This window comes from Streptomyces sp. NPDC052299, from assembly GCF_040679335.1.
GTDB lineage: Bacteria > Actinomycetota > Actinomycetes > Streptomycetales > Streptomycetaceae > Streptomyces.
This window is the reverse complement of record NZ_JBFAUP010000001.1, coordinates 305843-330682: the sequence shown is the minus strand read 5'-3', so window position 1 is coordinate 330682 and position 24840 is coordinate 305843. Positions and strand designations below refer to the sequence as shown.

General features: G+C 72.4%; 20 protein-coding genes. 8 read left to right on the top strand and 12 right to left on the bottom strand.

The window, feature by feature from the left end; translation table 11 throughout:
* Position 1: 1 nt before the first annotated feature.
* Complete coding sequence (locus AB0L33_RS01510; RefSeq protein ID WP_365677060.1) at positions 2-409, bottom strand: S4 domain-containing protein; 408 nt, start codon at positions 407-409, stop codon at positions 2-4.
* Between the two features lie 267 nt (positions 410-676).
* Between AB0L33_RS01510 and AB0L33_RS01505 the strand changes: the two genes are divergently transcribed.
* The gene (locus tag AB0L33_RS01505; RefSeq protein ID WP_365677059.1) at positions 677-2071 is read left to right on the top strand and encodes a VWA domain-containing protein; all 1395 of its coding nucleotides are present in this window, start codon (positions 677-679) and stop codon (positions 2069-2071) included.
* On the opposite strand, the gene AB0L33_RS01500 is transcribed toward AB0L33_RS01505, so the two are convergent.
* From AB0L33_RS01500 to aspS, 4 genes are all read right to left on the bottom strand, one after another.
* The gene (locus AB0L33_RS01500) at positions 2020-3216 is read right to left on the bottom strand and encodes a HAMP domain-containing sensor histidine kinase (RefSeq protein WP_365677058.1); all 1197 of its coding nucleotides are present in this window, start codon (positions 3214-3216) and stop codon (positions 2020-2022) included. The two genes, AB0L33_RS01505 and AB0L33_RS01500, sit on opposite strands and share 52 nt — an antisense overlap.
* Entirely contained in the window at positions 3213-3866 is a 654-nt protein-coding gene (locus AB0L33_RS01495; RefSeq protein WP_073966851.1) for a response regulator transcription factor, read from the bottom strand. Before AB0L33_RS01495 ends, AB0L33_RS01500 begins: the two co-directional genes overlap by 4 nt.
* A gap of 100 nt (positions 3867-3966) precedes the next feature.
* On the bottom strand, positions 3967-4797 hold the full coding sequence (locus AB0L33_RS01490; protein WP_365677057.1) for a L,D-transpeptidase family protein: 831 nt from the start codon (positions 4795-4797) through the stop codon (positions 3967-3969).
* Positions 4798-4999: 202 nt separating this feature from the next.
* Complete coding sequence (aspS, locus tag AB0L33_RS01485; RefSeq protein WP_365677056.1) at positions 5000-6781, bottom strand: aspartate--tRNA ligase; 1782 nt, start codon at positions 6779-6781, stop codon at positions 5000-5002.
* A 151-nt stretch (positions 6782-6932) separates the two neighbouring features.
* Here aspS and AB0L33_RS01480 point away from each other — a divergent pair, with 151 nt between their 5' ends.
* Positions 6933-9047, top strand: a complete 2115-nt coding sequence (locus AB0L33_RS01480) for a SpoIIE family protein phosphatase (protein ID WP_365677055.1) — start codon at positions 6933-6935, stop codon at positions 9045-9047.
* A gap of 16 nt (positions 9048-9063) precedes the next feature.
* Here AB0L33_RS01480 and AB0L33_RS01475 read toward each other — a convergent pair whose 3' ends face one another.
* From AB0L33_RS01475 to AB0L33_RS01465, 3 genes are all read right to left on the bottom strand, one after another.
* Positions 9064-10125: an AI-2E family transporter gene (locus AB0L33_RS01475; RefSeq protein ID WP_365677054.1), complete on the bottom strand. Its 1062-nt coding sequence runs from the start codon at positions 10123-10125 to the stop codon at positions 9064-9066.
* A gap of 96 nt (positions 10126-10221) precedes the next feature.
* A complete protein-coding gene (locus AB0L33_RS01470; RefSeq protein ID WP_365677053.1) occupies positions 10222-11178 on the bottom strand; it encodes a pirin family protein in 957 nt (318 codons plus the stop codon).
* Between the two features lie 152 nt (positions 11179-11330).
* Positions 11331-11771 carry an SseB family protein gene (locus AB0L33_RS01465; RefSeq protein ID WP_361036040.1) on the bottom strand — a complete coding sequence of 147 codons (441 nt, stop codon included), beginning with the start codon at positions 11769-11771 and terminating at the stop codon, positions 11331-11333.
* 148 nt (positions 11772-11919) lie between these two features.
* Here AB0L33_RS01465 and AB0L33_RS01460 point away from each other — a divergent pair, with 148 nt between their 5' ends.
* The 4 genes from AB0L33_RS01460 to AB0L33_RS01445 all read left to right on the top strand — a co-directional run bounded on the left by AB0L33_RS01460 (position 11920) and on the right by AB0L33_RS01445 (position 18504).
* Positions 11920-13746, top strand: a complete 1827-nt coding sequence (locus tag AB0L33_RS01460) for an acyl-CoA dehydrogenase (protein ID WP_365677052.1) — start codon at positions 11920-11922, stop codon at positions 13744-13746.
* A 138-nt stretch (positions 13747-13884) separates the two neighbouring features.
* On the top strand, positions 13885-15213 hold the full coding sequence (locus tag AB0L33_RS01455) for a M18 family aminopeptidase (protein ID WP_365677051.1): 1329 nt from the start codon (positions 13885-13887) through the stop codon (positions 15211-15213).
* 123 nt (positions 15214-15336) lie between these two features.
* A complete protein-coding gene (locus AB0L33_RS01450) occupies positions 15337-15555 on the top strand; it encodes a DUF6458 family protein (protein ID WP_365677050.1) in 219 nt (72 codons plus the stop codon).
* 111 nt (positions 15556-15666) lie between these two features.
* Positions 15667-18504: a BTAD domain-containing putative transcriptional regulator gene (locus AB0L33_RS01445; RefSeq protein WP_365677049.1), complete on the top strand. Its 2838-nt coding sequence runs from the start codon at positions 15667-15669 to the stop codon at positions 18502-18504.
* Positions 18505-18519: 15 nt separating this feature from the next.
* On the opposite strand, the gene AB0L33_RS01440 is transcribed toward AB0L33_RS01445, so the two are convergent.
* Positions 18520-20325 carry an NHL domain-containing thioredoxin family protein gene (locus tag AB0L33_RS01440; protein WP_365677048.1) on the bottom strand — a complete coding sequence of 602 codons (1806 nt, stop codon included), beginning with the start codon at positions 20323-20325 and terminating at the stop codon, positions 18520-18522.
* Between the two features lie 64 nt (positions 20326-20389).
* Here AB0L33_RS01440 and AB0L33_RS01435 point away from each other — a divergent pair, with 64 nt between their 5' ends.
* A complete protein-coding gene (locus AB0L33_RS01435; RefSeq protein ID WP_365677047.1) occupies positions 20390-20881 on the top strand; it encodes an LURP-one-related family protein in 492 nt (163 codons plus the stop codon).
* Between the two features lie 56 nt (positions 20882-20937).
* On the opposite strand, the gene AB0L33_RS01430 is transcribed toward AB0L33_RS01435, so the two are convergent.
* On the bottom strand, positions 20938-21732 hold the full coding sequence (locus AB0L33_RS01430; protein WP_365677046.1) for a carbon-nitrogen family hydrolase: 795 nt from the start codon (positions 21730-21732) through the stop codon (positions 20938-20940).
* A gap of 176 nt (positions 21733-21908) precedes the next feature.
* On the opposite strand from AB0L33_RS01430, the gene AB0L33_RS01425 reads away from it, so the two are divergent.
* Positions 21909-22733, top strand: a complete 825-nt coding sequence (locus AB0L33_RS01425) for a maleylpyruvate isomerase family mycothiol-dependent enzyme (RefSeq protein ID WP_365677045.1) — start codon at positions 21909-21911, stop codon at positions 22731-22733.
* A gap of 67 nt (positions 22734-22800) precedes the next feature.
* Here AB0L33_RS01425 and AB0L33_RS01420 read toward each other — a convergent pair whose 3' ends face one another.
* Together AB0L33_RS01420 and AB0L33_RS01415 are read right to left on the bottom strand one after the other, a co-directional pair.
* A complete protein-coding gene (locus AB0L33_RS01420) occupies positions 22801-24111 on the bottom strand; it encodes an MFS transporter (RefSeq protein ID WP_365677044.1) in 1311 nt (436 codons plus the stop codon).
* Complete coding sequence (locus AB0L33_RS01415; RefSeq protein WP_365677043.1) at positions 24108-24800, bottom strand: GntR family transcriptional regulator; 693 nt, start codon at positions 24798-24800, stop codon at positions 24108-24110. Before AB0L33_RS01415 ends, AB0L33_RS01420 begins: the two co-directional genes overlap by 4 nt.
* Between the last annotated feature and the right edge of the window lie 40 nt (positions 24801-24840).

Genomic DNA, 24840 nt, shown 5'->3' with positions numbered 1-24840 from the left:
GCTACTCGACCGGGCCGGGGCCCATTCCGCGCAGCCGGTCCATCTCACGGCGGTCCCGCTTCGTCGGCCTGCCCGCGCCCCGGTCGCGTACCGGGACCTGGATCGCGGCCTCGCGCGGCGGCGGGGGCGGGCTGTTGTCGATGAAGCACTCGGCGGCCACGGGCGGGCCCACCCGCTTCTTCACCAGCTTCGACACGACGACGATCCGGTCCCGGCCCGCGTGCCGGAGCCGTACCTCGTCACCGACGCGCACCGGCTGCGCGGGCTTGGCGCGTTCGCCCGCGACCTTCACATGACCCGCACGGCAGGCGGCAGCGGCCTGCGCCCGGGTCTTCGTGAGCCGGACCGACCAGATCCAGACATCGACCCGGACACTGCCCTCCGTCTGCGGAGCCTCACCCGAAACCATGCGTCCGACTGTATGCGGTGAGCACGGGCGGGGTGTTCCCGCGTCAACTCGACGCCTACGCGGTGCAGGTGACGTGGGGATGCGGTGAACGGCCTTACGGGGCCTCAGGACTCGGTCCGGGCTCGGTTCGCTCTCGGTTGTCCCACATGCGGGCCGTGCCGCCGAACGGCCTTATCCGGCCGCTAACCTTACGTATCCGCCCTGGCCAGGGATCAATTCCCGCAGTACGGACATTCATCGCACCCAACTCACGCGAAAGGCTCGCCCATGGGCATTCGGAGCTTGCTGCGCAAGGTGTTCGGCCGTGACCGCACGGACCAGAACGACCCGACGACGGCCACGGTCCCGCCCCAGGGCGAGCACTCGGGTGCCACGGAGCCGGAGCCGGCCGAGGCACCCGCCACCATCTCGGTGCCCGCCCCCGCGTCGTCCGACGAGGACGAAAAGGCGTCCTCGTCGGACGCCAAGGCGTCGGACCTGGTGGCGGCGGCCTTCGACAACCCGGCGCCCCCCACGGTCCCGGCCCAGGGCAAGGGCCCGGACGCCGTGGCTCCCGCGGAACGCGTGGCTCCTGCGGAGCCGGAGCCCGTCGCCGAGCCGGAGGCCGCCGAGCCGGTCGCCGAGCCGGAGGCGGTCACGGAGACCGCCGAGACCGAGGCGCCCGAACCGGCCGCCGAGACCGAGGCCCCCGCGCCCGTCGCGGAGCCCGCGGCACCGGAGGCCGAGGCGGCACAGCCTGCCGCCGAGCCCATCGCCGCCCCCGAGCCGGTCGCGGCCACGGAGACCCCCGACCCCGAGCCGGTCGTCGCGAGCGAGACCCCGCAGCCGGAGCCGGTGGCCGCGCCGGAGCCCGTCACGACGCCCGAGCCGGAGGCCGCCACGGAGCCGGTGGCCGAGCCGGAGCCCGCCGCCGAGGCGTCCGCGCCGATCGTCATCGACATGGACCCGGAGCCCGAGGCGGCCCCGGCCGCCCCCGCCTCCACCGGCAAGCCCGCGCTCACCCTCGCCAAGGTCAAGGCGCGGGCGCCCGAGCTCGCGGGGGCGTACAAGGCGGCTCAGGCCGGGCTGAAGGCGCACGGGCTGACCGGGCTGCGCGCCACCGTCTACCTGGTCCTTGACCGCTCCGGCTCCATGCGCCCGTTCTACAAGGACGGCAGCGCCCAGCACCTGGGCGACCGCACGCTCGCGCTCGCCGCGCACCTGGACGAGAGCGCCACCGTGCAGGTGGTGTTCTTCTCGACCGACATCGACGGCACCGGCACGGTGGAGCTGGACGGCCACGAGGGCCGGATCGACACGCTCAACGCGGGCCTCGGCCGCCTCGGCCGGACGAACTACCACCGCGCGGTCGAGGAGGTCGTCGCGCACTACGAGAAGTCCGGTGCCACCGGCCCCGCGCTGGTGGTCTTCCAGACCGACGGGCCCCCGGACGTCCGGCAGGCCGCCCGCCAGGCGCTCGACGCGGCGGCCCGGCTCCCGCTGTTCTTCCAGTTCGTCGCGTTCGGCGAGAAGGACGCCAAGGGCTTCGACTTCCTGCGGAAGCTGGACGCCCCGAACACCGGCTTCTTCCACGCGGGCCCCGCCCCCCGCGAGGTCCCGGACACCACGTTCTACCGCGAGCTGCTGGCCGCGCTCCCCGCATGGGTGGCCACGCGCTCCTGAGACGCCGGCAGGCGTACGGTCACGGCGAGCCCGCCCCCGGGGCCCGGCACCGCCGTGACCGTACCGTCGTGGGCCACCGCGATGGACCGCACGATCGAGAGGCCGAGTCCCGAGCCCGGCCCCATCCGGTCCTTCCCCTCGCCCCTGCGGAACGGTTCGAACAGCCCGGGGATGTCCGCGGCGTCCACCACGGGGCCGGTGTTGCGGACCTCCAGCAGGACCCCGCCGCCGGCCGGGACCACCGACACGTCGACGCTTCCGCCGGGCACGTTGTACGTCACCGCGTTGGCCAGCAGGTTCGCCACCAGCTGGGCCAGCAGCAGCCGGTTCCCGCGCACCGGACACGGCCGGGTGTCGAGCCGGACGCCCGGGTGCCGGACCGCCTCCTCCGCCACCACCCGGGCCAGATCCACCGGTTCCCGCTCGCTCTTGTCGAGCCCCCGCTCGCTGCGGGCCAGGACGAGCAGCCCGTCGATGAGCCGTTCGCTGCGCCGGTTGTTGTCCAGGAGCGTCTGCCGGGTCCGGACCAGGTCCTCCGGCGTCGGATCGTCCAGACCGATCTGGATCGCCGCGCGCTGCGTGGCCAGCGGGGTGCGCAGCTCGTGCGAGGCGTTGGCGATGAACCGCCGCTGGCTGTCGAAGGCGCGCTCCAGCCGGGCCAGCAGCGCGTCGAGCGTGTCGCCCAGCTCCTTCAGCTCGTCGTCGGGCCCGCTGGAGGCGATCCGCTCGTGGAGCGTGTGCGCGGAGAGCTTGCGCGCCTTGGCGGTCATGGCGTGAACGGGCCGCAGGACCCGGCCCGCCGTCCACCAGCCGACGCCCACCGCGCAGGCCGTCATCACCAGCAGCGCGGCGGCGGACCAGATGAGCAGCTGGTGTCCGGCCGCGTCGCTGACGTGGTCGGTGAGGTCGTAGACGGTCGGCGGACCGAGCCGGCGGCGGCTGACGAGCGGACCGTTGACCGCGTAGCCGGGCTGGACCACGACGGCGGTGTCCGCGATGGCGCGCGCCTGCGAGTCCGTACCGGCGCGGGAGGCCAGGTTGACCGTGGCCAGCAGGGCCGTGCCGAGGACCAGGAAGACTCCGCCGTAGACGAGGGCGATGCGGGTCCTGATCGTGGAGTGCGGCAGCCGGACCGGTCGCTTCACAGGGCGTACCCCACGCCCTGGACGGTACGGATCACGGCCGGCTCACCGAGTTTGCTCCGCAGCTTGCTCATGCAGACCCGGACGGCACCCGTAAAGGGGTCGGCGTTGGCGTCCCAGGCCCGTTCCAGCAGTTCCTCCGCGCTGACCGTTCCGCCGTCCGCCTCCAGGAGCAGCTGGAGCACGGTGAACTCCTTCGGCGACAGGTCCAGGTCCCGCCCGTCCCGGGTCGCCGACCGCCGTACGGTGTCGAGCCGGATGCCGTACCGCTCCAGCTGCGGCGGCACCGGGCGGGCGCTGCGCCGCCGCAGGGCGCGTACGCGGGAGACCAGCTCGGGGAACTCGAACGGCTTGCCCAGGTAGTCGTCGGCGCCGAGGTCGAGCCCGGCGACCCGGTCCTCCATCGACCCGGCGGCCGTCAGCATCAGAATCCTGGTCCGGGAGCCGGAGGCGACGAGTCCGCGCGCCACGTCGTCGCCGTGCACCCGGGGCAGGTCGCGGTCCAGGACGACCACGTCGTAGTCGTGCAGCCCCAGGTACGCCTGCGCGGCATCACCGCTGTACACCGTGTCGACGGCGAAACCGGCCCGCCGCAGCCCGGTGGCGACCAGCTCCGCGAGAATTTCCTCGTCCTCGGCGACCAGTACCCGCATCGTGATGTCCCTCGCCTCGTGCATGCGTGTCCACTCCCTCCCAGGATGCGTCCTTGATACGGGAAGGGAGGTTTCGCAAAGCTCTCCGGCCCGGGGCGGTTCAGCGGCCCAGCGACTCCGCGTCCCCCATCACGATGACGGGCTCCATGGCCGGGTCGAGGGCGCCCAGGAGTTCCTTCATCCGGTCCTCGGTGACCGAGACGCAGCCCTGGGTCGGTCCCCCGTGGTCCACGTGCACCCAGATTCCGCCACCGCGTTCCTCGCCGAGCGGGCGGGTGCGGTCGAGCGGGGACGTGCCGGGGACGCGGTTGTAGTCGATGGCCACGACGTAGTCGAAGGAGCCCTCCAGCGGCTCCCCGTGGAACCCCTCACCCGTCACACGGAAGTCCGGACTCAGGTCGTACGGGAGGGCCGTGTCCGGGGGCGCGAGGCGGCCGCCCGCCGCGGTGAGGGTGAAGACGCCGATGGGTGAGCGCAGATCGCTCTCCCAGTGCTCGTCGGTCCAGCCGTTGAGGGCGTTGTGTGCGGGCCAGGGACCCAGCGTGGCCCGCCAGCCCGGCCCGGCGGGCCCGTCCCGGGTGTAGAGGACGGCGGTCGACCGGTTGGAGTCCACCGAATCCCCGGTCACCACGAACGCCTGCCGGGCCGCGGCCGGGACCGCCGCCCGGGTCTTCGGCCCGAGGCCGGGGAGCTCCGTGGGCTGCGGCGAGGCCGCCGGCGCCGGCGACCCCCCTCGCGGCACCCCACCGGCGGAAGCGGCGGCGCCGGGCGGTCCCGGTACGCCGTTGATCCGCGCCTCCCCGGTGGCGGCACCGCTCATCTCCGTACCGGCGAAGCCACCCGCCCCGCAGCCCGCGAGGAGCACGAGCAGGACCAGGGAGCAGACGACGTGCGGCAGGCGCAGGGGTGCGCGCGAAGGGGGCACGGGCACGGAGGGCTCCTCAGCAGTGGATGCGCCGGTGTCGGCCCACCCAGTCATTGCCGCCCACGGCCCCGCCCAATCCGGGGCACAGCCCATCCGGCCGTAACCGTTCAGGTGATTCGTGTGCCTATTCGGAACCGGCTGCGGCCCGTCACGCGAACAGCCCCCGGCCAGTGGCGGCCAGGGGCTGTTTCACGTGAAACAGGCGGAACTACTTCTGCGCGTCCTTCGCCGGTGCGGCCGGCTTGCGGAGCTGGATGTTGAGCTCGCGGAGGCGGGCCTCCTCCAGGACGGTGGGCGCGCCCATCATCAGGTCCTGGGCGTTGCCGTTCAGCGGGAAGGCGATCGTCTCGCGGATGTTCGGCTCGTCGGCGAGCAGCATCACGATGCGGTCGACGCCCGGGGCGATGCCACCGTGCGGCGGGGCGCCGAGGCGGAACGCCTTGAGCATGCCCGCGAACTCCTTCTCGACCGTCTCGCGGTCGTAGCCGGCGATCTCGAACGCCTTGATCATCAGCTCGGGCTCGTGGTTCCGGATGGCGCCGGAGGACAGCTCGATGCCGTTGCAGACGATGTCGTACTGCCAGGCGAGGATGTCCAGCGGGTCCTTCTCCTCCAGGTCCTTCAAGCCGCCCTGGGGCATCGAGAAGGGGTTGTGGGAGAAGTCGATCTTCCCGGTCTCCTCGTCCTTCTCGTACATCGGGAAGTCGACGACCCAGCAGAACCGGAAGACGCCCTCCTCGAAGTGGCCGGCCCGCTTGGCGGCCTCGACGCGGACGGCGGACATGATCTTGGAGACCTCGTCGAACTCGCCGGCGCCGAAGAAGACGGCGTGGCCCGGGACGAGCGAGAGCCGCTCGGTGAGCGTCTTGACGTCGTTCTCGGTCAGGAACTTGGCGATCGGCCCCGCCAGCGTGCCGTCCTCGCCGACGCGGACCCAGGCGAGGCCCTTGGCGCCGTGCTCCACGGCGTACTCGCCGAGGCCGTCGAAGAACTTACGGGACTGGCCCGCCGTGTCCGGCACCGGAAGGGCGCGGACGTGCTTGCCCGCGAACGCCTTGAACTCCGAGTCCGCGAAGACGTCGGAGATGTCGACCAGCTCCAGCTTGGCGCGCAGGTCGGGCTTGTCGTTGCCGTACTTCAGCATCGACTCGCGGAACGGGATGCGCGGGAACGGCGAGGTGACGTGGCGGCCGTTGCCGAACTCCTCGAAGAGCTCGGTCATCAGCTTCTCGATCGGCTGGAAGACGTCCTCCTGCTCCACGAAGGACATCTCGACGTCGAGCTGGTAGAACTCGCCCGGCGAGCGGTCGGCGCGGGCGTCCTCGTCGCGGAAGCAGGGCGCGATCTGGAAGTAGCGGTCGAAGCCGGAGATCATCAGCAGCTGCTTGAACTGCTGCGGGGCCTGCGGCAGCGCGTAGAACTTGCCGGGGTTCAGCCGGGACGGGACGACGAAGTCACGGGCGCCCTCGGGGGAGGTCGCGGTGAGGATCGGCGTCGCCATCTCGTTGAAGCCGAGGGCGACCATCTTGGAGCGGATCGAGGCGATCACGGCGGAGCGCAGCATGATGTTGCGGTGCATGCGCTCGCGGCGCAGGTCCAGGAAGCGGTACTCCAGGCGCCGCTCCTCGTTCACGCCGTCCTCGGCGTTGATCGTGAAGGGCAGCGGGCCGGCCTCGCCCAGCACCTCGACCTCGGAGACCTCGATCTCGATCTCGCCGGTCGGCAGGTCCGGGTTGACGTTCTCGGCGCCGCGCGCGGAGACCTTGCCGTCGATCCGGACGACGGTCTCCTTGGTGAGCTTCGCCAGGGCCTCGTTGCCCGGCGTGCCGGGGCGGGCGACGAGCTGCACGAGACCGTAGTGGTCGCGCAGATCGATGAAGAGGATGCCGCCCAGGTCTCGGCGATTGTGCAGCCAGCCGCTCAGCCGGACGTCGGTGCCGACGTCAGAGGCGCGGAGCTCGCCGCAGGTGTGGGACCTGTACCGATGCATCGTCGTTCATCCAGTCTTCGCGGTTGGGGGAAATTCAGCCCTCCCAGGCTACCGCCCGCGACCGGAGCGTTTCATTGTCATTGCCCGCACCAAGATCGTCCGCGCGGCCGCACCCGTGCCCTTGCCCCGCATGCCGGTTTAAAGTGGGGCAATGCGCACCGAGGACGTGCTGGCCGCGACCGCGACCGGGCTGTGGCGCTGGGACAACGGAGCCGGGACGGTCACGCTCGACGCGGAGGCCGCCCGTCTCCTCGAGCTGCCCGCCGAGCCCGGCGTCCTCCGCGAATCGGAGGTCCGCTCCCGCTTCCACCCCGTCGACTGGAACGAGATCGCCGGGGTGATCAGCCTCGCCGTGGCCGAGGGCACCCTGGCCGAGGCCCGGCTGCGCATCGTGGACGGCAGCGGCCGGGTCCTGCGCACCGTGCGCAGCCGCTCCAAGCCGATCCCGGCCGGTGCGGGCCGCCGGGGCTACGTGCTCGTCGGCACCCTCCAGGAGGTCGCGGAACCCCCGCCCGGCGCCGCCGGAACGCACACCTCCATCACCGGCGACTGGCGGCGCTCCCGCGAGGCGTTCCTGCTGGACGCAGGGCGCGCCCTGGCGGAGGCCGGGTCCACCGCGGAGGTGCTGCGGGTCGCCTACTCGCTCTCCATGCCCGGGTTCTCGCCGGACGGCCTCGCGGTCTTCGGCGTCGAGGGCGAGCGGCTGACGGTCGTCGGGCAGCACGGGCACTCCCTCAGCGACGAGGGGCCCTTCACGGACATGCCGCTGGACACGGACTACCCGGCCACCGAGGTCGTGCGAACGGGCCGGGCGATCTATCTGCCGACGCCGGAGGACTACCGGGCCCGGTACCCCGCCACCTGGCCGCTGGCCCAGCGGTTCGGGCGCCGTTCCTGGGCGTTTCTGCCGCTGATCGTGTCCGGGCGCACGATGGGGACCTGGATGGCCGGGTTCCGGCACCCGGTGGCGTTCTCGCCGGACGAGCGGTCGGTGCTGACGACCGTGGCCCGGATGCTCGCCCAGGCGCTGGACCGGGCGGGCGCCGCCGACACCGAGCGGGAGCTGTCACTGGGCCTCCAGCGCACGATGATGCCCTCGCTCGGCCCGGACATCCCGGGGATGACCGTGGCGGCGCGCTACGTGCCGACCGGCGGCGGCCTCCAGGTCGGCGGCGACTGGTACGACCTGATCCCGCTGCCCAGCGGCCGCATCGCCCTGGTGATCGGCGACGTCCAGGGCCATGACGTGCGGGCGGCGGGCCTCATGGGCCAGCTCCGGATCGCGCTCCGTGCGTACGCCTCCGAGGGGCACCGCCCGGACGCGGTGCTGGCGCGCGCCTCGCGCTTCCTCTCCGGCCTCACCGACCCCGGCGAGGACGACGAGGCCACGGCCGCGCGCTTCGCGACCTGCCTGTACGCGGAGGCCGACCCGGAGAGCGGCGTCCTGGAAATCGCGCGGGCCGGCCACCCGGACCCGGTGGTGATGACCGCCGACGGCACCGCCGTCATCCGGCCGACCGAGGGCGGGCTGCCGCTGGGCGTCGAGGCGGACGCGGACTATCCGACGACCCGGGTCGTGCTGGAGGCCGGGGAAACCATCATGCTCTGCACGGACGGGCTGATCGAGACGGGCGGCCACGACCTCGCCACCGGCTGGGTCCGGCTCCGGCCGATCCTGGAACGGCACACCGGCGACCTGGAGAAGCTGGCGGACGCGCTGGTGCAGGCGGTGCACGGGCCGAGCTCCCATTACACGACCGGCCCCCTCGCGGACCGGCGCGAGGACGACGTCGCGGTGCTGCTGCTGCGGCGCGAGGGCTCCGTCACCTCCCCGCCCGCGCCCCGGCGGACCGCGCTGTCCATCGCCCAGGCCGAACCGGAGCGGATCTCGACGGCCCGGCAGCTGCTGCGGGAGCTGCTGCACGACTGGGCGGACCCCGATCAGGTCGACGCGGCGGTGCTGCTGCTCTCCGAGGTGGCCACGAACGTCCTGGTGCACACGGACGGGGACGCCCTGATGGTCGCCCAGGCGACCGGGACTCCGGGGGAACGGTGTCTGCGGGTGGACGTGTCCGACGGCAGTGACGAGCTGCCGCACAAGCGGCGGCCCGGCGAGATGGCGTCCAGCGGCCGGGGCCTGGTGCTGATGGAGATGCTCGCCCACAAGTGGGGGGTCGATCCGCGCGGTGCGGGCAAGACGATCTGGTTCGAGCTGAACGAGGCCGAGCACCCGGAACCGGCCTTCCCCGACCTGGACCTGGATTAGACGCCCCGGACCCGGGTCAGACGCCGTCCTCCGGCGCGATCCGGCCGCTCCTGCGGAGTTCGCCGATGATGCCGAAGGCCGCCGCGCAGAGCGGGACCGCGAGCAGCATCCCGAGGATGCCCGCGACGCTGGCGCCCGCCGTCAGGGCGATGAGGATCATCGCCGGGTGCATCTGGACCGTACGGCTCTGGATCATCGGCTGAAGGACGTGGCCCTCCAGCACCTGCACGGCGAGGACCACCCCGAGCGCCCAGAGCGCGATCACGAATCCCCGGTCAGCGAGGGCCACCAGCACGGCGACGGCCCCGGAGATGAACGCCCCGAGGTACGGGATGTAGGCGCCGACCAGCACCAGCGCCCCGAGTCCCACCGCGCCCGGCACCCGCAGGATCAGCAGCCCGATCGTGATGCAGACGGCGTCGATCAGGGCGATGAGCGTCGTCCCGCGCATGAAGCCCTCGACGGCCTCGAAGGCCCGGCGGCCCATCGCCTCGACCATGTCGCCGGTGCCGCGCGGGGCGATGCTGTGGGCGAGGCCCGCGGCCCGGTCCGCGTCGCGCAGGAAGAAGAAGGTCAGCAGCAGGGCCAGGACGGCGGTCGCGACGAGGGAGCCGAGGACGCTGATGCCGGTGAGGAGCCCGCCTGCCGCGGTCGCGCCGAACTTCTCGACCAGCTTGCGGCCACTGGACTCCAGGTCGTTCACGTCGATGTCGTCCGCGACCTGGAAGTGGTCGGTCACCCACTGCCCGGCGTCCTTCAGCGACTGGACGATCTGGTCACCGGTCTCCACCAGCGCGGAGACGACGATGTATCCGGCGCCGCCGACCACGGCGACCAGCACCGCGCAGGTGACCCCGGCAGCCACCGAGCGGTTCACCCCGTGGGCGGTCATCCGGCGGTGGACGGGGCCGAGCAGCGCCGTACCGAGCAGGGCGAGCAGCACGGGGGTGACGGCGGTCTTGAAGACGATGCACAACCAGACGGCGACGGCGGCGACACCGGTGACCAGCAGGACGACACCGCACCAGGCGGCGGTCCGCCGGGCGCCCTCGGGCAGGAGTGGCTTCGGGGTCTGCACCCTTCCAGCCGATCACGGCCCGGCAGCGGTGTCCCGCCCGCGCCGCCGTACGAGTGACGGAGCGTCACAGGTGGGCGGCGCGGGCGGGAGCGCGGGTCACATGCCGTGGACGGCGGGCACGGTGCCGAGGCGGCCGGCCTGGAAGTCCTCGAAGGCCTGCTTCAGTTCGGCCTGGCTGTTCATCACGAACGGCCCGTAGTGCGCCATCGGCTCACGGATGGGACGCCCGCCGAGCAGGACGACCTCCAGGTCGGGGGTGTGCCCGTCCTGCTTCTCGTCCGCGCGCACGGTCAGCGAGGCGCCGGCGCCGAAGACGGCGGTCTGGCCCATGTGGACCGGTCGGCGCTCCGCCCCGACGGTGCCGCGCCCGGCGAGCACGTACGCGAGGCCGTTGAAGTCCTCGCGCCAGGGCAGCGTCACCTCGGCGCCGGGGCGCACGGTGGCGTGGATCATCGTGATCGGGGTGTGCGTGATGCCGGGGCCCTCGTGGCCGTCCAGCTCACCGGCGATCACACGGAGCAGCGCGCCGCCGTCCGGCGAGGCGAGCAGCTGGACCTGGCCGCCGCGGATGTCCTGGTAGCGCGGGGCCATCATCTTGTCGGCCTTCGGCAGGTTCACCCAGAGCTGGAGGCCGTGGAAGAGGCCGCCGGACATGACCAGGGACTCGGGCGGCGCCTCGATGTGGAGGAGCCCGGACCCGGCCGTCATCCACTGGGTGTCGCCGTTGCCGATGGTGCCGCCGCCACCGTGGGAGTCCTGGTGGATGAAGCTGCCGTCGATCAGATAGGTCACGGTCTCGAAGCCGCGGTGCGGGTGCCAGGGCGTGCCCTTCGGCTCGCCCGCCGCGTACTCCACCTCACCCATCTGGTCCATCATGATGAACGGGTCGAGGTACTTGTAGTTGATCCCCGCGAAGGCGCGGCGGACCGGGAAGCCCTCGCCCTCGAAGCCGCTCGGCGCCGTGGTCACGGCGAGCACGGGACGGGCCGCGGCGTCGCCGGAAGCGACCACCTTGGGCAGGGTCAGCGGATTCTCGACGGTCACTGCGGGCATGGGAGCCACCTCCGGGGGACGGTACTGCCACCAATTTAGTTGAATGGTGAACATCCCGCAAGGCGCCCCGCATTCCCGCGCGCCCCCGGACAGCCCGAAGGGGCCCGTACCGAGAGCGGTACGGGCCCCTTCAGGAAGCCTCGGGCAGGGGATCAGCCGTACATGCGGCGCATCGCGAAGTCGACCATCTGTTCGACGGCCTTGGCGTCGAAGACCATCCGGTGCTCGCCCTCCATGTCCAGGACGAAGCCGTAGCCGGTGGGCAGCAGATCGATCACCTCGGCGCCGGTGATCACGAAGTACTTGGAGTCCTTGCCCGCGTACAGCCGCAGCTCCTTGAGCGTGGTGAACATCGGGATCACCGGCTGCTGGGTGTTGTGCAGCGCGAGGAAGCCGGGGTTGTCGCCCCGCGGGCAGTAGACCTTCGAGGTCGCGAAGATCTGCTGGAAGTCCTCGGCGGACAGCGAGCCGGTCGTGAAGGCCCGTACCGCGTCACCCAGCGACGGCGGCGAGGGTTCGGGGTACAGCGGCTGCTCGCCGTAGCCGCCCCCCATCGGCTGCTGCGCGCCCTGGTTCTGGTCGTAGCCGTACATGGGACAAAGAGTAATCGGCCACATCCGGGGCTCAGGGGGTTGCGTCTTATTACTGGCGGGTAGCATCATCGGAGAGGTCACCTGATATGTCCGGGCCACCCCTCCACGGGGCGCTGCGCGCCACTGCTATTGATTACGGAGCCTTCCCATGGGGCACTACAAGTCGAATCTCCGCGACATCGAGTTCAACCTCTTCGAGGTCCTCGGGCGCGACAAGCTGTACGGCACCGGACCGTTCACGGAGATGGACGTCGACACGGCGAAGAGCATCCTCGAAGAGATCGCCCGCCTCGCCGAGAACGAGCTCGCCGACTCCTACGCGGACGCCGACCGCAACCCGCCGGTGTTCGACCCGGAGACCAACACGGCGCCGGTCCCCGACACGTTCAAGAAGTCGTACCAGGCGTTCATGGACTCCGAGTACTGGCGCCTGGGCCTGCCGGAGGAGATCGGCGGCACCACCTCGCCCCGCTCCCTGATCTGGGGTTACGCGGAGCTGCTGCTCGGCTCGAACCCGGCCGTCTGGATGTACTCCTCCGGCCCGGCGTTCGCCGGCATCCTCTTCGAGGAGGGCAACGAGGCGCAGAAGAAGATCGCCGAGATCGCCGTCGAGAAGCAGTGGGGCTCGACGATGGTGCTGACCGAGCCGGACGCCGGTTCGGACGTCGGCGCAGGCCGCACGAAGGCCGTCGAGCAGGAGGACGGCTCCTGGCACATCGAGGGCGTGAAGCGCTTCATCACCTCGGGCGAGCACGACATGTCGGAGAACATCCTCCACTACGTGCTGGCGCGTCCCGAGGGCGCCGGACCGGGCACCAAGGGCCTCTCCCTCTTCCTGGTCCCGAAGTACCACTTCGACTGGACCACCGGCGAGCTGGGCGAGCGCAACGGTGTCTACGCGACGAACGTCGAGCACAAGATGGGCCTCAAGGCGTCCAACACCTGCGAGATGACGTTCGGCGACCGCCACCCCGCCAAGGGCTGGCTCATCGGCGACAAGCACGACGGCATCCGCCAGATGTTCCGCATCATCGAGTTCGCCCGCATGATGGTCGGTACGAAGGCCATCGCCACGCTCTCCACCGGCTACCTGAACGCACTGGAGTACGCCAAGGAGCGCGTCCAGGGCACCGACCTGTCGCAGTTCATGGACAAGGCCGCGCCGAAGGTCACCATCACGCATCACCCCGACGTGCGCCGCTCGCTGATGACGCAGAAGGCGTACGCGGAGGGCATGCGCGCCCTCGTCCTCTACACCGCCTCCGTCCAGGACGCGATCCAGGAGAAGGAGGCCGCGGGCGAGGACGCCAAGGCGCTGCACGGCCTCAACGACCTGCTCCTCCCGATCGTCAAGGGCTACGGCTCCGAGAAGTCGTACGAGCAGCTGGCGCAGTCGCTCCAGACGTTCGGCGGCTCCGGGTACCTCCAGGAGTACCCGGTCGAGCAGTACATCCGGGACGCCAAGATCGACACCCTGTACGAGGGCACCACGGCCATCCAGGGCCAGGACTTCTTCTTCCGGAAGATCGTCCGTGACCAGGGCGCCTCGCTCAGCGCGCTCTCCGAGGAGATCAAGAAGTTCCTCGCGGGCGCCCAGGACCACGAGGAGCTGTCCGGCGCGCTGGACAGCCTCGCGAAGGCCGCGGTGGACCTGGAGGCGATCGTCGGCACGATGATCACCGACCTGACCGCGACCGGCGAGGACGTCAAGAACATCTACAAGGTGGGCCTCAACACCACCCGCCTGCTGCTGGCCTCCGGCGATGTCGTCGTCGGCTACCTCCTGCTCAAGGGCGCGGCCGTGGCCGCCGAGAAGCTGCCGACGGCCTCCGCGAAGGACGTCGCCTTCTACCAGGGCAAGATCGCCGCCGCGAAGTTCTTCGCCGCGAACGTCCTCCCGGGCGTCGGCACCGAGCGGGCGCTCGCCGAGTCGGTCGACAACTCCCTGATGGAGCTGGACGAGGCCGCCTTCTAGGGCGCGTTTTCGAAAGCCGCGCCGTCCGCACGCCGCCGTCCCTGGATCCGCTTTCCGGGGACGGCGGCCGCATGATGGGCGCGATGGGCCGGGGGTGACGGGGAATCCTTTCGGCCACGTCTGGCTACAGTGAAGAACATGAGTTCCTCCCTCCGCTTCGACCGCGGGCACACCGACGATCTGATGGCCTTCCTGATGGCCTCGCCCTCCCCGTACCACGCCGTGGCCACCGCTGCCGCCCGGTTGGAGAAGGCCGGTTTCCGGCAGGTGGAGGAGACCGCGGCCTGGGACGGAACCACCGGCGGCAAGTACGTCCTGCGCGGTGGCGCGATCGTCGCCTGGTACGTGCCGGCGGGCGCGGGGGCGCACACCCCGTTCCGGATCGTCGGCGCGCACACCGACTCGCCGAACCTGCGGGTCAAGCCGCTTCCGGACACCGGGGCGTACGGCTGGCGCCAGATCGCCGTGGAGATCTACGGCGGCACCCTGCTCAACACCTGGCTGGATCGCGACCTCGGTCTCGCGGGCCGGATCTCGCTGCGAGGGGGTACCTCCCAGGCCGCAGGGCCTGGGGGAGGGTCGGACCGGCTGGTTTCGATCGACCGTCCGCTGCTGCGCGTACCGCAGCTCGCCGTGCACCTGGACCGGTCGGCCAACACCGACGGGCTCAAGCTGGACCGGCAGAAGCACATGCAGCCGATCTGGGGGCTCGGGGACGTCGAGGAGGGCGACCTCATCCGGTTCGTCGCCGATGAGGCGGGCGTCGACGCCGAGGACATCACCGGCTGGGACCTGATGCCGCACCCCGTCGAGCCGCCCGCCTACCTGGGCCGGGACCGCGAGCTGCTGGCCGGACCGCGCATGGACAACCTGCTCTCGGTGCACGCGGCGGTCGCCGCGCTCGCCGCCGTCGCCGGACAGCCCGACGAGGAGCTGCCGTACATCCCGGTGGTGGCCGCCTTCGACCATGAGGAGAACGGCTCCCAGTCGGACACCGGCGCGGACGGGCCGCTGCTCGGCACGGTCCTGGAGCGCTCGGTCTTCGCCCGGGGCGGCGGTTACGAGGACCGTGCCCGGGCCTTCGCCGGCACGGTCTGCCTCTCCTCCGACACCGGCCACGCGATCCACCCGAACTACGCGGAGCGCCACGACCCCACGCACCACCCGGTCGTCAACGGCGGTCCGATCCTCAAGGTCAACGTCAACATGCGGTACGCCACCGACGGCGGCGGCCGGTCCGTGTTCGCCGCGGCCTGCGAGAAGGCGGGCGTACCGTGGCAGACGTTCGTCTCCAACAACGCGATGCCCTGCGGCACGACGATCGGCCCGATCACGGCGGCCCGGCACGGCATCAAGACCGTCGACATCGGCGTCGCCATCCTCTCGATGCACAGCGCCCGCGAACTCTGCGGCGCGGACGACCCGCACCTCCTCGCGGGCGCGCTGGCAGCCTTCCTGGCCGGCTGACGCCCGGGCTTTCCCACGCGGGCGGGAGCCTCCCGGCCTCTCGCCCGCGCATGCTCGTTGCCGACCCGGGTACGCGGTCCGTACACGGCCCGGAGGTCCCGGGCCGCCTGGGAGGCGGAATTCATGGGACTCGGCGGATGCATTCTCCTCATCGGCGCGGGGGCGATCCTCGCCTTCGCGACCGACTGGCACCTGGACAGCGTCAACGTCGGCCTGGTCGGCTGGATCATGATGATCGTCGGCGTCATCGGCGTCTTCGTCTACGCGAGCGTCATCCGGCGCCGCCGCATGGTCGTGCCGCCCACGACGACGGTCGTCTCCGACGACGAACGGCACCTGTGACCGGGGGCGATCCGGCCACACCCGCGGAACACCACGGCGGAATCCCCGATATTCTGGGCGCTTGTCCGTGACCCGGAACCGGGCGCGTCAGACCCTGAAGGGGAGCCGCTCGTGGAGTTCCGGCTGCTCGGCACCGTCTGCGTCGACACACTGACCGGACCGCTGCCCCTCGGCCCCGCCAAGCGCCGCAGCCTGCTCGCGGCCCTGCTGCTGCACGCCAACACCCCCGTGTCCATGGCACGGCTGACCGACTGTCTGTGGGACGAGGAGCCTCCGCTCCACGCCCGCACGGTCATCCAGGGCCATGTCTCCCGCCTGCGCGCCCTGCTGGTCGGCGCGGACGCGCAGGCGTACGGGGTCGAGCTGGCGACGCTCGGCGACGCTTACGTCCTCCGGGTGCCCGAAACCCTGCTGGACTCCCAGCGGTTCGAGGAACTGCTGATGCTGGCCCGTGAGCAGCGGGACCCCGCCGACACGGTGCTGATGCTGAAGGAGGCCCTGTCGCTCTGGCAGGGCCCCGCCCTCACCGGCACCTTCGCGAGCGCCCCGCTCCAGGCTGCCGCCCACGCGCTGGAGGAGTCCCGCCTCTCGACGATCGAACAGCTGGCCCGCGCGTACGGGGAGCTGGGCGAACACCACCGCGCGGCGGCGGTCCTCCGCGCGGAGGCCGTCGCCCACCCCATGCGCGAATCCCTGGCGGCGGCCCTGATGACCGCGCTGCACCGATCGGGCCGCCAGTCCGAGGCCCTGGACTGCTTCCACCGCACCCGCCGCCTGCTCGCGGACGAACTGGGCATCGACCCGGGCCGCGAACTGGCGGACGCGTACGCGCGCATTCTGCGCGGAGAGGCGGGCGCGTCCGTGGGGCCCGGGCAGGCCGGGACCCCGTTGCCGGTGGGCGTGGCGCCGGGCGACGGGCCCGGTACGACGGCCACCGGGGCCGGTGCGACGCAGGTCGTCGCGGACCGGGCGGCCGCCGTGCCCCCGCACGCCCCGGCCTCCCCCTACGCCGGAGGCGGCGGCGTACCGGCGCCGGTCGCCGATCTGCTCCCGCGCGCGCCGCGCGGGTTCCACGGGCGGGGCGCCGAGCTGACCGCGCTGTCGCGGGCCGCGGCCGGGGAGGCGCCCGTGTGTCTGGTCACCGGCCCCGCCGGGGTCGGCAAGACGGCACTGGCGCTGCACTGGGCGCGGCGGACGCCCGCCGCCTTCCCGGACGGGCGGCTCTTCGCGGACCTGCGCGGGTTCGGGGACACCGCGGAGCCGACTCCGCTCGAAGTGCTGCGGGAGTTCCTGCTCGCGCTCGGTGTCGCGCCCCGCCGGGTGCCGGAGTCCGTGGCCGGTGCGGCGGCCCTGTTCCGCTCGCTCACCGACCGGCTCAGCCTCCTCGTCGTGCTGGACAACGCCCGTGACTCCGCGCAGGTCAGACCGCTGCTGCCGGGCGGTACGGACTGCGTCACGCTGGTCACCAGCCGGCACCGGCTCGACGGGCTGATCGCCTCGGACGCGGCCGTCCCGGTCCCGGTGGACATACTCGAACCGACGGACGGCACCGCGCTGCTGGCCGGGGTCCTCGGCGAGGAACGGGTCCTCGCGGAACCGGTGGCGGCCCGGCGGCTCGCCGAGCTCTGCGGCGGGCTGCCCCTCGCGCTGCGGGTGACGGCGGCCCGGCTGGCGGGCCGCCCGCGGTGGACACTGGCCGCCATGGCCGACGAACTCGCGGACGAGCGCAGCCGGCTGTCGTATCTGGACGTGGAGGACACCGGCGTGTCCGCCGCCCTGCGGCTCACCGTGCAGCAGCTGCCGCCGGACGCCGTCCACCACCTCGCCCGGCTCGGCCACCACCCGGGCAGCCACTTCGACCCGTACACCGCCGCCGCGCTCGCCGGCAGCGACCCGGTCACCGCCGGGGCGGCGCTGGAACGGCTCGCCGCCGCCCATCTGGTCACCGAGGCGGGCCCCGGCCGCTGGATACTCCACGACCTGGTGCGGCTGTACGCGCGGGGGCTCGACGCGGCGGCGGCGCCGGACGCTCTCATCGGCGTGCTGGACCACTACATCGCGACGGCGCTCGCCGCCGCCGACACGGCCGAACCGGGCGGCGAGCCCTGCTTCGTCCTGCCGGACGACTTCCACGCGCCCACCGCGACCCGGGACTTCACCGACCGGGCGGAGGCGATGAGCTGGCTGGCAGCCGAGCGCGAGGACCTGGCCCTGGCGGCCGCCGCCGCCCGGGCCGCCGGGCTCGACGACCGGGCGTGGCGCATCATCCTGCTCCAGTGGCCGCACGTGGTGTGGCGGGTCCGGGACGGCTGGGCCCCCGTGCTGGAACTCGCCATGGCGGCCGCCGTCGCCCGCGAGGACCCGTACGCGGAGTCCCGGGTCCGCAATCTGCTCGGCTGGGTGCTGACGGAGGAGGGCAGGACCGGCGAGGCCGTCGCCACGCTGGAGCCCTCGCCCGGACTCGCCCGGCAGGCGAGGGACCGGCTCGGCGAGGCGACCGCGCTCATCAACCTGGCCATCGTCCAGGCCGAGCAGGGCGCCCTGGACGTGGCGATGGAGGGCTGCGAGCGAGCCCTCGAACTGGCCAGGGAGGAGCCCGACGCGCACACCGAGATGCTCGCGCTCCAGCACCTGGCACGGATGCAGCTCACGGCGGGGCGCCCGAAGGACGCCCTGGACTCCGCGCGGACCGCCTTCGGCCTGGGCCCCGAGCACGAGGAGGCGGCCCGCCGGGTGCTGCTGCTGTCCGTCAGCGGCGAGGCCCACATCGCCCTGGGCGCGGAGGAGAAGGGCATCCGGCTCCTGGACGAGGCGGCCTCGGAGGCGGAGCGCGCCGGCTACGACGAGGGCGCGGTCCGGGCTCTGGAGGCGCTGCTCCGGGTGACGGCGAGCCCGGACCACGTACGCCGCCACACCGAGGCGGCCCGCCGCCTGACGGCGGACGGCTGATCCGGAGGAGAGTGCCTACGCGTCCATACCCGCGAGCACCAGCGGGAGCCGGGCCGCGCCGCCCTCCGTGACGCGGACGGGGACGCCCCAGTCCTGCTGGTGGACGTGGCAGGCCGGGTACTCGTTGGCGGGGTCGTCGTCGCAGGACGCGGCCATCGCGGAGACGTGCAGGACCCCCTCGGTGACGCCGTCCGCGAGGACCAGGTCACGGAAGAGGTCGGTGCCCGCGCCCTCGCCCTCGGCCAGCAGCCCGGGCGGGGTGGAGGAGACCAGCAGCCGCGTCGAAGGACCGTACCGGGTGTCCAGCTTCTGCCCGGCCGGCGCCTGGAAGACGACGTCGAGCCGGAGCGCGCCGGGAGCGACCTCGGTGGCGGCCCGCTGCGTGCGGTGCGCCTGTTCGGCGACGCGGACCGCCTCCTCGGGCAGCCGCAGCCGGGTCAGCCGGTGCCGGGCGGACTCCACGACGACGAGGTCGCCGTCGACCAGCACGGCGTCGCTCGGCTCCCGCAGGTCCGTGGCCAGGGTGGTGACCTCACCGCTCGCCGGGTCGTACCGGCGCAGGGCGTGGTTGTACGTGTCGCAGACGGCGACGGACCCGTCGGGCAGGGCGGTGACGCCGAGGGGGTGCTGGAGCAGGGCCTGCCCGGCGGCGCCGTCCCGGTGGCCGAAGTCGAAGAGGCCGGTGCCGACGGCGGTGTGCACGGCGCCGTCGCGGTCGACCCAGCGGAGCGCGGACGTCTCCGAGTCGGCGACCCACAGCCGCTCCTCGGTCGCCGCGAGCCCGGACGGCTGGGCGAACCACGCCTCCGCGCCGGGTCCGTCGACCAGGCCCTCGTTGGTGGTCCCGGCGGCGACCCGTACGGTGCCGTCCTCGGGGTCGTACGTCCACAGCTGGTGCACCCCGGCCATGGCGACCCAGAGCCGGCCGTCGAACCAGGCGACGTCCCACGGCGAGGAGAGGTCCACCTCGCGGGCCGGGCCGCTGGTGGGCGCCCCCTGCCACCACTGGCGGCCGGTGCCGGCGAGGGTGGTCGTCTCCCCGGTCGTGAGGTCGAGGGCACGGAGGGCGTGGTTGACGGTGTCGGCGACCGCGATCCGCCCGTCGGGCAGCGGGGCGAGCCCTTGGGGCTCGCTGAAACGGACCTGGTCGGGCCCGCCGTCCGCGAACCCGCGCTCGCCCGTCCCGAAGTGCCGGCGCACGGTCTCGCCGTCCGGGTCCAGCTCGACCAGGCGGTGCCGGGTGGTGTCGGAGACCAGGAAGCCGCCGTCCGCGAGGAGCAGCGCCTTGCCGGGGAACCGCAGATGGGTGGCCACCGGTTCCGGCGCCACGTACGGGCCGTCGCCGCGCCGCAGGGTGCCCTTCGCCGCGTGCTCCGTCTCCAGCTCCTCGACCAGCTTCTCGATGGCGTGGGCGTGGCCCTCGCCGGCGTGCTGGGCGACGACATAGCCCTCGGGGTCGATGACGACGAGCGTGGGCCAGGCGCGTACGGCGTACTGCTTCCAGGTGGCCAGCTCGGGGTCGTCGAGGACCGGGTGGTGGACCTCGTACCGCTCGACCGCGTCCACGACGGCCTGGTGCTCGGCCTCGTGCACGAACTTCGGCGAGTGGACCCCGATGATCACGACGGTGTCGCGGTGCTTCTCCTCCAGCTCGCGCAGCTCATCGAGGACATGCAGGCAGTTCACACAGCAGAAGGTCCAGAAGTCGAGGATGACGATGCGTCCCCGCAGGTCAGCGAGGGTGTACTGCCGGTCGCCTGTATTGAGCCAGCCGCCCTTGCCGATGAGTTCGGGGGCCCTGACGCGTGCACGTGTTGCCATGAGACCAGTCAACATCACCGTGGCGCTCCCGCATTCCACAGGTGGCTCGGGGAACCTGTGAGCCATGAGACTTCTCGTGCGCGAGCGCATCTTCGGCATCGGTGACGACTACTGGATCGAGGACACGGAGGGCCGCAAGGTCTTCCTGGTCGACGGCAAGGCCATGCGGGTGCGGGACACCTTCGAGCTGAAGGACGCGCAGGGCCGGATCCTTGTGGAGATCCGCCAGAAGCTTCTGAGCCTGCGCGACACGATGCTGATCGAGCGGGACGGTGAGCAGCTCGCCAAGGTCAAGAAGAAGCACCTCTCGCTGCTGCGGAACCACTACCGGGTGACGCTCGCGGACGGCACCGAGCTGGACGTCAGCGGCAAGGTCCTGGACCGCGAGTTCGCCGTGGACTACGACGGCGAACTCCTGGCCCAGATCTCCCGCCGCTGGCTGTCCCTCCGGGACACGTACGGCATCGACATCGTGCGGGACGACGCCGACGCGTCGCTGCTGATCGCGGTGGCGGTGTGCGTGATCGTGCTCGCGGAGAAGGAGCACGACGACTGATCGCACGCCTTGCATCCGAAGGGCCCTGTTTCACGTGAAACAGGGCCCTTCGCCTGTCAGATCGTCGGTGCGGCCAGCCCGAGCCGCCGGTCCTTCAGGGCCGGGAACTGCTCCCGGGTCGCGGCGACCTTGGCCGGGTCCAGTTCCACGGTCAGCACCTCCTCGTCCGCGCCCGCCTCCGCGAGCACCTCGCCCCAGGGGTCCACGGCGAGGGAGTGCCCGGCCTGCTGGACGCCCGCGTGGGTGCCGGCGGAGCCGACGGCGAGGACGTACGACTGGTTCTCGACGGCGCGAGCCCGGGCGAGCAGGGTCCAGTGGGCGCGGCGTCGCTCCGGCCAGCCGGCCGCGACGACGAGGGTTTCGGCACCGGCGTCGACCAGGCCCCGGAAGAGCTCCGGGAAGCGGAGGTCGTAGCAGGTGGCGAGGCCGAGCGTGGTCCGCGGGAGGGGGACGGTGACCAGGTCCTCGCCGGCGCCCATCATCACGGCCTCGCCCTGGTCGAAGCCGAAGCGGTGGATCTTGCGGTAGGCGGCGGCCCGCTCGCCCTCGGGGGAGAAGACGAGCGTGGTGTTGTAGAGGGTGCCGTCCCCGGCCCGCTCCACGAAGGAGCCGGCGTGCAGCCAGACCCCGGCCTCGGCTGCGGCCTTGGCCATCACTTCATGGGTCGGGCCCGTCAGCGGCTCGGCCTCGGCCTCGAAGGCCGTGTAGGCGAAGGCTCCCACCGGCCACAGTTCGGGCAGGACCACCAGATCCGCGCCCCGCTGCGAGGCCACCAGGGAGGCGGCGCGTTCCCTGCGGGAACCGACGGGTTCGTCCGGGTCTACTGCGATCTGGATGAGGGAGGCGCGCACACTACCACCGTCCTGGCATTCGAGCCGTCAACACCGGCCTACGATCGTCACACGAAAGCACTGCCGGGGTGCCTGCTCGCAGCGTAACTTAGCCACCGAACCTCATTGCTGTCCGCAGCCCGCAGCCCGACCGTCCGCGCCCAGTTGCCCATGCACCGAACCGCACGAGGGGTCCCGTGACCGTCCATCCCAGCCTCCAGACCTACGCCGACGCCTGGACCCACTCCATCGAGTCCATAGCCGAGCTGGTGAGCCCGCTCGCCGAGGGGGAGTGGAACGGCCGCACGCCCTGCCCCAACTGGTCCGTGCGCGACATCGTGTCGCACATCATCGGCATGGAGTGCGAACAGCTCGGCGACCCGCGCCCGATCCACACCCTGCCGCGCGACCTGTTCCACGTGCAGAGCGAGTTCGCCCGCTACATGGAGATGCAGGTCGACGTCAGGCGCCACCACACCGCGCCGGAGATGACCTCCGAGCTGGAGTACACGATCATCCGCCGCTCCCGGCAGCTGCGGAACGAGACGCGGGACCCGGAGACCATGGTGCGGGCGCCGCTGGGCGCCGAGCAGACCCTGGAGACGGCGCTGCGGATGCGCGCGTTCGACGTCTGGGTCCACGAGCAGGACCTGCGGACGGCCCTGGGCAGGCCCGGCAACCTGGACTCCCCCGGCGCCCTGGTCGCCCGGGACCTCCTGCTGCTGGGGCTGCCGAAGGTGGTGGCCAAGAGCGCGGGCGCGCCGGCCAACTCCGCTGTGGTGCTGGACGTCCACGGGCCGCTGGAGTTCATGCGTACGGTGCGGGTGGACGCCGAGGGGCGCGGTTCGCTGGACGTCGCCCCGTCGCTCGGGCCCGCCGCGACGCTGTCCATGGACTGGGAGACGTACGTACGGCTGGCCTGCGGCCGGGTGCGGCCCGCCGCCGTGGCGGACCGGATCAAGACCGAGGGCGACCAGGAGCTGGCCGACACCATCCTCCAGCACTTCGCCGTCACCCCGTAAGAGCCCCCGGCACACAGCGGCGCCCGCCCCCACGAGGGGGACGGGCGCGCCGCCGTTCGGGTCCGGATCACACCGGAACGTGCACCGCTTCCACCCGGCTGATCACATGGTGGTCGCGCTCGCGGCGCGCGGCCCTCGCCCGCAGCCGCAGGATCTGCGCCACGCCCAGCGCCTCCAGGACGAAGACCGACGAGAACGCCACCCGGTAGTTGTCACCGGTCGCGTCCAGCAGCACGCCGACCGCCAGCAGCGTGGTCATCGAGGCGATGAAGCCGCCCATGTTGACGATGCCGGACGCGGTGCCCTGGCGCTCCGGCGGGTTGGCCGGGCGGGAGAAGTCGAAGCCGATCATCGAGGCGGGCCCGCACGCCCCGAGCACCACGCACAGGACGACCAGCAGCCACATCGGCGCGTGGTCCCCGGGGTGGAAGACCGTCACCGCCCACACCGTGGCCGTCGTGCCGACCGTGCCGAGGGCGAGCGGGACGCGGGCCGCGTGGTGACGGGCGATCACCTGCCCGTAGACGAGCCCCAGCGCCATGTTCGAGAGGACCACCAGGGTCAGCAGCTCACCGGCGGTCCCCCGGCCGAGCCCCTGGTCCTCGACCAGGAACGGCATGCCCCACAGCAGCAGGAAGACCATCGCCGGGAACTGCGTGGTGAAGTGCACCCACATCCCGAGCCGGGTCCCGGGCTCCCGCCAGGAGGCGGCGATCTGCTTGCGCACGTACGCCCCGCCGGCGTGCTGCGCGGGCGGCGGCTCGTAGCCCTCGGGGTGGTCCTTGAGGAAGAGCAGGAGCAGCACCAGCACCACGACCCCGGCCAGCGAGCTGCCGACGAAGGTCGTCGTCCAGCCGAAGCCGTGCAGGGCGCGGGCGATGACCAGCGTGGAGACGAGGTTGCCCGCCATCCCGAACAGGGCGGCGACCTGGCCGATCAGCGGCCCGCGCCGGGCCGGGAACCAGCGCGTCCCCAGCCGGAGCACGCTGATGAAGGTCATCGCGTCGCCGCATCCCAGCAGCGCGCGGGAGGCGAGCGCCGTGCCGTACGAGGGGGAGAGCGCGAAGCCGAGCTGGCCGAGGGTGAACAGAACGGCGCCGAGGGTCAGCACCCGCTTGGTGCCGAGCCGGTCGACCATCAGGCCGACGGGTATCTGCATGCCCGCGTACACGAGCAGCTGGAGGATCGAGAAGGTGGAGAGCGCCGAGGCGTTGACGTCGAACCGGTCGGCGGCGTCGAGTCCGGCGACGCCGAGGCTGGTCCGGAAGATGATGGCGACGAAGTAGACGGCGACGCCGATGCCCCAGACCCAGGCGGCGCGACGGCCGCCGGGCGGGTCACCGGGCAGGGGCAGGGTGGGCGCGGCGGCGGAACTCACCGGTCCTCACCCCGGACCAGCACCTTGACCCGGCCGACGTGGCGGCGCACGACCTGGGCGGCGGCCTCCGCGTCACCGGACCTGATGGCCTCCAGCAGTTCGCCGTGCTCCGTGATGTTGGCGGCGATCCGGTCCGGGTGGGCCTCCATGACGGCGACGCCCATCCGCAGCTGACGGTCGCGCAGCTGGTCGTAGAGGCGGGACAGGATCTCGTTGCCCGCGTGGCGGACGATCTCGGCGTGGAAGCAGCGGTCCTTCACGGAGACGGTGGCCAGGTCGCCTGCGTCGGAGAAGTGCCGCTGCTCCTCCAGAAGCGCTTCCAGCCGGCTGATCAGCTGCGGCGACGCGGGCACCGCCTTGCGAGCGGCGAACTCCTCGACCAGCAGCCGGGTCTCCACCACGTCCGCGATCTCCTGGGCGGAGACGGCGAGCACCAGGGCGCCCTTCTTCGGGTAGAGCTTGATCAGGCCCTCCACCTCCAGGCGCAGCAGCGCCTCGCGCACCGGTGTGCGCGAGACCCCCACGGCCTCGGCGAGGCCGCCCTCGGTGAGCAGGGTGCCGCCCTCGTAGCGGCGGTCCAGGACGGCGTCCTTGACGTGCGTGTAGACGCGCTCGGCGGCCGGGGGCTGCTTCGCGGGCGGGGTCACGGGGGCAGGGCCGGGTGCTGTGGAGGGAGCGGGGGCTGGCATGCGTACAGCATAGATACAACATGCACGCAAGCGCCGGACC

Bases quoted from the DNA above. Each gene is read 5' to 3' on its own strand.
- AB0L33_RS01505 (WP_365677059.1), top strand. From the start codon at position 677: ATGGGCATTCGGAGCTTGCTGCGCAAGGTGTTCGGCCGTGACCGCACG.
- AB0L33_RS01470 (WP_365677053.1), bottom strand. From the start codon at position 11,178: ATGCCCGCAGTGACCGTCGAGAATCCGCTGACCCTGCCCAAGGTGGTC.
- AB0L33_RS01480 (WP_365677055.1), top strand. From the start codon at position 6,933: ATGCGCACCGAGGACGTGCTGGCCGCGACCGCGACCGGGCTGTGGCGC.
- AB0L33_RS01450 (WP_365677050.1), top strand. From the start codon at position 15,337: ATGGGACTCGGCGGATGCATTCTCCTCATCGGCGCGGGGGCGATCCTC.
- aspS (WP_365677056.1), bottom strand. From the start codon at position 6,781: ATGCATCGGTACAGGTCCCACACCTGCGGCGAGCTCCGCGCCTCTGAC.
- AB0L33_RS01510 (WP_365677060.1), bottom strand. From the start codon at position 409: ATGGTTTCGGGTGAGGCTCCGCAGACGGAGGGCAGTGTCCGGGTCGAT.
- AB0L33_RS01455 (WP_365677051.1), top strand. From the start codon at position 13,885: ATGAGTTCCTCCCTCCGCTTCGACCGCGGGCACACCGACGATCTGATG.
- AB0L33_RS01415 (WP_365677043.1), bottom strand. From the start codon at position 24,800: ATGCCAGCCCCCGCTCCCTCCACAGCACCCGGCCCTGCCCCCGTGACC.
- AB0L33_RS01440 (WP_365677048.1), bottom strand. From the start codon at position 20,325: ATGGCAACACGTGCACGCGTCAGGGCCCCCGAACTCATCGGCAAGGGC.
- AB0L33_RS01435 (WP_365677047.1), top strand. From the start codon at position 20,390: ATGAGACTTCTCGTGCGCGAGCGCATCTTCGGCATCGGTGACGACTAC.
- AB0L33_RS01460 (WP_365677052.1), top strand. From the start codon at position 11,920: ATGGGGCACTACAAGTCGAATCTCCGCGACATCGAGTTCAACCTCTTC.
- AB0L33_RS01465 (WP_361036040.1), bottom strand. From the start codon at position 11,771: ATGTACGGCTACGACCAGAACCAGGGCGCGCAGCAGCCGATGGGGGGC.
- AB0L33_RS01495 (WP_073966851.1), bottom strand. From the start codon at position 3,866: ATGCGGGTACTGGTCGCCGAGGACGAGGAAATTCTCGCGGAGCTGGTC.